Below are 4,453 nucleotides of genomic sequence, written 5' to 3'. Positions count from 1 at the left end.
CTCATTGAGTTGGCCTTTACTTTTATATAATATTTCTTAATTATCTCCCAAAAGGATTCATTGCAGCAAGACCACGCTTCCCTCCTCCCAGCTTGTTCATCGTCTTCATCATCTTGCGCATATCGTTAAACTGCTTCAAAAGATTATTAACCTGCTGAACGGAAGTACCACTTCCTGTAGCTATACGTGCTCTTCGGCTACCATTAATTAAATCTGGAGACTCACGCTCCTCAGTCGTCATTGATCTGATTATAGCCTCTATTGGTTTAAATGAATCATCATCAACATCAATATCTTTTAATGCTTTACCCATTCCAGGAATCATCCCCATCAGGTCTTTGATATTTCCCATTTTCTTGATTTGCTCAAGCTGTGATAAGAAGTCATTGAAATCAAACTGATTCTTACGGATCTTTTTATTTAATCTTCTGGCCTCTTCTTCATCAAAAGTCTGCTGTGCACGTTCTACCAAAGAAACAACATCACCCATGCCCAATATTCTATTGGCCATCCTTTCAGGGTGGAACTTGTCAATGGCTTCCATCTTCTCACCATGAGATATGAACTTAATCGGCTTCTCTACTACCCTTCTAATAGAAATAGCAGCACCACCACGAGTATCACCATCAAGCTTTGTTAATACAACACCATCAAAGTTCAGCCTTTCATTGAAGGCCTTTGCTGTATTTACAGCATCCTGACCCGTCATAGAATCAACAACAAAAAGCGTTTCTGATGGGTTTAATGCTTCTTTTAATCTGGAGATTTCATTCATCATCTCCTCGTCAACTGCCAAACGACCAGCAGTATCGACAATTACTATCTTCTTGCCATTCTCCTTTGCAAACTTGATAGCGTTGTTAGCAATCTTAACAGCATCCTTGTTCTCGGGCTCTGCATAAACCTCTACTCCTGTTTGCTCCCCAAGCACCTTTAGCTGGTCTATTGCAGCTGGACGGTAAATATCACATGCTGTCAACAGAACTTGTTTACCACTATTTTTGAGCATGTTGGCAAGCTTACCTGAGAAGGTAGTTTTACCAGAACCTTGAAGACCCGAGATTAAAATAACTGCAGGATTACCACTTACATTTATGTCTTCGTGACTTCCTCCCATAAGAGAGGTAAGCTCATCATTAGTAATTTTAGTAAGTAGCTGCCCCGGAGAAACTGCAGTCAAAACATCCTGACCTAAAGCTTTTTCTTTGATTTCGTCAGTTACGTCCTTAGCAACTTTATAGTTAACGTCCGCATCAATTAAAGCTCTTCTAATTTCCTTCATGGTAGTGGCCACGTTGACTTCCGTGATGCTACCTTGACCTTTAAGGGTTTTAAACGCTTTTTCTAATTTCGAACTTAAATTATCAAACATACTTTTCCTTTTTTACAGGCTGCAAAATTATGGATTTTTAGGGTGAATTGAATTTAAAATGTAAAATTTAAGACCTTCTATATCGAATAAAAGGGAACACATCGCCTGCTTTATATAAACTTTTATCTGCAGGCAATTGCAGAAAGCCATCAGCGGAGATTAAATTGGCCAAATCACCTGAACCTTGACCTGCTACAGGTTGCGCCATTAACTTACCTAATTCGTTATAAATTTTAACCTGAAGGAAATAGGTCAACTCTTTTTTGAAATTGAAGTCTTCAGACAAAAAAGCATACTCCGGCTTCAAATCAACGCCTAATGAGCTAAAAAGCCACTTTTTCACATATTTTTGATAACACAAATAGGTTGATACTGGATTTCCCGGCAAAGCAAACACAGTTTTGTTATCTTTTCTAACACCAAACCAAAAAGGTTTTCCCGGCCTTTGTATCACGCCATGAAACTGCTTTTGAAATTCAAGTTGATTTAAAACTTCAGGCACATAGTCCTTCTTCCCTTTTGACACTCCTCCACTAAGTATCAAAACATCTACTTCTTTTACAATAGCCCTTAGCTTCGTTAACAATGAATCCCGATCATCTAAAATATGATGAATGTGAGCCTCCACTCCTGACTCTTTCAGCGCAGCCTTTAGCACATGACTATTGGACTGTCTTATTTGGTATGCCAATGGTTTTTCCTCGACAGAAACCAATTCATCACCAGTTGATATGATCGCTACTTTAGGCAGGGATAATACTTTGATAAAAGACTTGCCCACTGTTGCCAATACTCCGATCTCAGCAGTAGAAATCATACACCCTTTCGAGAGTATTTTTTCATCAATATTCACATCCGCTCCTTGTGAATGGATGTTTTGATTTTGTTTGATGATATCGGATGTAACTTTAACTGTATTACCATCAACATCTAACTCTTCATAAGGTATAACCACATCAGTATTTACAGGTAAAATAGCTCCTGTCATAACTTCAAGACAATTTCCTGATTTATCCAAAGTTTTTTGAACCTCACCGGCCAATTGAATTCCTTCCTTTTCAAAAGTTCTTAGTCCTTTGGCCCAGGCAGCAAATTGAATGGCTATTCCATCCATCATTACCCTGTTAAATGGAGGAAAATCTCTATCTGCATAAATATCTTCAGCTAATACACGCCCCAACACCTCGGACAATCCAACTTCCTCAACCTTTGGGCTATATAAGTTCTTGTTAATTATTCCTGACGCTTCTTCAACAGTAATCATTTCGCTATTTTTGGTAAATATGAGTGACAACAAATTAACGCATATCGATGGAGAAGGCAACCCAACCATGGTGGATGTTTCGGGTAAAAATGAAACTTTAAGGACTGCAGTAGCTAAAAGTGAGGTGCAAGTAAATGACGAAATACTTGGGCTCTTGAAGAATGGGGAAATTAGTACCAAAAAAGGGCCTGTTTTTCATACCAGTATTATTGCTGGTGTAATGGCAGCAAAAAAAACCTCAGAGTTTATCCCTTTTTGCCATCAGCTCAACCTGTCAAACTGTAAGGTACATGTCGAAATCGTTAATAAAGTAATTGAGATAACATGCACAGCTACCACTATTGGAAAGACGGGAGTAGAAATGGAAGCACTTACTGGTGCGTCTGTAGCCGCCTTAACTGTATATGATATGTGCAAGGCCATGTCACATAAAATTGTCATTTCTAATACGAGGTTGGTTTCAAAAACGGGTGGAAAAAGTGACTACCAGGAAAAATAGTGACCTGATAGGAATAGTCCTTATGGGTGGCAATAGCCAACGGATGGGCAAGGACAAAAGTCAAATTTCTTATCATAGGATTCCTCAATACCAATACCTCTTTCAGCTACTATCAAAATATTGCAGTGAAGTCTATTTGTCGTGTAATGCTAAGCAGCAAACAAAAATAGAATCCTCATTTCCTTTAATAAAAGATGTAAATGATAATAAAGGTCCTCTTGAAGGAATCAAATCCGCTTTTAATATTATTGATAAATCTCTACTGACAGTTCCATGCGATATGCCTGTTATAAATGATGAGCTTATTCTTCAGTTGATCAATTCCAGAAATTCGGATTTAGATGCCGTTTGTTATAGTGACACTGATGGGCATATCAATCCGTTGTTCGCTATTTGGGAAGAAAGCTGTATTGAGGAGCTTAAAAAATTCAAAGGAGATAGTCCTAAACAATTCTTAAAACTTGTGAGAACTCAGGTGCTAAAGGCTAGTTCAGAAGCATTGAAGAATATTAATACTCCAGATGAATTAAACTTATATCTTAAAAATCAGGGGTGAGCAGAAACCCAAACCTCACCATCTTCAAAGACTTCTTTTTTCCATATTGGTACTGTTTGCTTTAATGTATCAATAGCAAACCTGCACGCTTTGAAAGCTGCATCTCTATGAGGGGCAGCAACAGCAATAACCACAGCGGCCTCTCCTATTTCTACCTTTCCTGTCCTATGAACTATGGCCATTTTACTAACATTAAACTCCGATTTTGCTTCTTCAGCAATCTTTTGAAGCTCATTTATGGCCATTTCATAATACGCCTCAAATTCAAGGTGAACTACCTCTTTCCCCTTCGTATTATTTCTGACATTGCCGATAAAAACATTAAGTCCGCCACAACCAGGATCCATTACCGAATTAATCACTTTGTTGGTGTCTAGTACACTTTCTGTAATCTCAATCATATCAACCGCCACTTACAGGAGGAATTATTGCCACTTCATCAGAAGACTTTATAATCAAATCATCATCTGCATATTCATTATTAACAGCTATCAACAATGAGTTTAACCCCTTGAGTTTAGGGTAATCATCAAATAGTTTACTTTTTAGTCCGAGCACACTGGAGTCCTCAAGTGTCACTGAGGTCGTTGTCCCCCCAATGATGTCTTTGGTTACTCCAAACAACAACACATTCAATTTCATAGTCTAATCGTTAGGGTTTAAATTTAAGTAGAATAGCATACAGTTGTAATATATCATTTCCCTTTTAAAGAAAATTATCAATTAAAACGTCTGCAATTAACTATATTCGTTGTGTATGTT

At 37.9% G+C, this 4,453-nt stretch carries 6 protein-coding genes; 2 read left to right on the top strand and 4 right to left on the bottom strand.

What is annotated here, in order from left to right; translation table 11 throughout:
* Positions 1-40: 40 nt before the first annotated feature.
* Positions 41-1,372, bottom strand: a complete 1,332-nt coding sequence (gene ffh, locus E1140_RS01610; protein WP_155178355.1) for a signal recognition particle protein — start codon at positions 1,370-1,372, stop codon at positions 41-43.
* Between the two features lie 67 nt (positions 1,373-1,439).
* The gene (locus tag E1140_RS01605; RefSeq protein ID WP_155178353.1) at positions 1,440-2,636 is read right to left on the bottom strand and encodes a molybdopterin molybdotransferase MoeA; all 1,197 of its coding nucleotides are present in this window, start codon (positions 2,634-2,636) and stop codon (positions 1,440-1,442) included.
* 19 nt (positions 2,637-2,655) lie between these two features.
* Between E1140_RS01605 and moaC the strand changes: the two genes are divergently transcribed.
* Together moaC and mobA are read left to right on the top strand one after the other, a co-directional pair.
* Complete coding sequence (moaC, locus tag E1140_RS01600; RefSeq protein ID WP_155178351.1) at positions 2,656-3,135, top strand: cyclic pyranopterin monophosphate synthase MoaC; 480 nt, start codon at positions 2,656-2,658, stop codon at positions 3,133-3,135.
* Positions 3,116-3,691, top strand: a complete 576-nt coding sequence (gene mobA / locus E1140_RS01595; protein ID WP_185153364.1) for an NTP transferase domain-containing protein — start codon at positions 3,116-3,118, stop codon at positions 3,689-3,691. Before moaC ends, mobA begins: the two co-directional genes overlap by 20 nt.
* On the opposite strand, the gene E1140_RS01590 is transcribed toward mobA, so the two are convergent.
* The gene (locus tag E1140_RS01590) at positions 3,682-4,092 is read right to left on the bottom strand and encodes a molybdenum cofactor biosynthesis protein MoaE (RefSeq protein ID WP_155178348.1); all 411 of its coding nucleotides are present in this window, start codon (positions 4,090-4,092) and stop codon (positions 3,682-3,684) included. The two genes, mobA and E1140_RS01590, sit on opposite strands and share 10 nt — an antisense overlap.
* A 1-nt stretch (position 4,093) precedes the next feature.
* Positions 4,094-4,333: a MoaD/ThiS family protein gene (locus E1140_RS01585; RefSeq protein WP_155178346.1), complete on the bottom strand. Its 240-nt coding sequence runs from the start codon at positions 4,331-4,333 to the stop codon at positions 4,094-4,096.
* Between the last annotated feature and the right edge of the window lie 120 nt (positions 4,334-4,453).

The organism is Fulvivirga lutimaris, assembly GCF_009711525.1.
Lineage (GTDB): Bacteria > Bacteroidota > Bacteroidia > Cytophagales > Cyclobacteriaceae > Fulvivirga > Fulvivirga lutimaris.
Note: the sequence above shows the minus strand (reverse complement) of the source record. Positions and strands in the feature narration are given on the sequence as shown.